1 protein-coding gene and 1 pseudogene are annotated in these 1,095 nt (G+C 64.8%); both read left to right on the top strand.

Annotation, left to right across the window (positions count from 1 at the left end):
- Nucleotides 1-726: helicase-related protein (locus AC097L_RS25865; RefSeq protein WP_479589554.1), on the top strand; the 726-nt coding region annotated here is incomplete at its 5' end.
- A 109-nt stretch (nt 727-835) separates the two neighbouring features.
- Nucleotides 836-1,095 (top strand): annotated as a pseudogene (locus AC097L_RS25870) (hypothetical protein); the annotation flags it as partial.

The raw sequence follows: 1,095 nt of genomic DNA on the forward strand, positions 1-1,095 counted from the left end.
GAAAAGCACCAAAATCTGTTTTTCTCTGCCACCTTTCCGCCCGCGGTGCAGGCCCTGGCGCAAACCCTGCTGCGCGATCCGGTTCGCGTTGAAGTGGCGCCTGCACCTGAAACCACGCCGGACATCACCCAACGGGCCATCGCAGTGGATACCGGACGACGCACCCAATTGCTGCGCCACCTGATTCAGCAAAACCGCTGGACCCGCGTGCTGGTGTTTGTGGCGACCAAACACGCCGCCGAGATGGTGGCCGACAAGCTGCGCAAGGCCCGCATCTACGCCGAGCCGTTTCATGGCGAGCTGAGCCAGGGCAAGCGCACGCAGGTGCTAGCGGACTTCAAGGCCTCTCGCCTGAAGGTGGTGATTGCCACCGATGTCGCCGCCCGCGGCCTGGACATTGCCCAGCTGCCGGTGGTGGTGAACTACGACCTGCCCCGCTCGGCGGTGGACTACACCCACCGCATCGGGCGCACCGGGCGGGCCGGGGAAAGCGGCTTGGCGGTGAGCTTTGTCAGCGCCGACACCGAAAGCCATTTCCGCCTGATTGAAAAGCGCCAGGACTTGAGCCTGCCGCTCGAAAGCGTCGAAGGTTTCGAGGCGGTTGAAACGGCGGTCGCCACGGTGCCGAGCGACGGTGAGCCCAGCGCGCCCTCCAACGGCGGCATCAAGGGCAAACGACCGAGCAAAAAAGACAAGCTGCGCGCCGTGGCGGCCCGGGGTCAATAGGTCTGCGCACCAGCCCTTCACGCAAGTGATTGATTTACAATGAGTTTTAGCCAGGGTGAGCACCGCGCACCCTGAACGACTCCCAACCCTCAGCCTCTGGATGTACACCATGAACCGCTGCTTCAAAACACCACTCGCCGGGCTTCTGGCGATGCTCGTCATCACGGGCACTGCCGCGCTGAGCCCCGCACCGGCCTTCGCCCAAGCGCTGGTGCGTGAGTTTCCAGCCGCCGCCAAACGCGGCATGCTGGAGGTTACCGCGCCACCTGCTGTGCTGATCAACGGCACGGCCACCCGCCTCTCGCCGGGCGCGCGCATCAAAGGCGTCACCACTGCCCTGGTGATGTCTGGCACCCTGGTGGGCAGCCG

The sequence above is a fragment of the Rhodoferax sp. RT5P35 genome, from assembly GCF_056521385.1.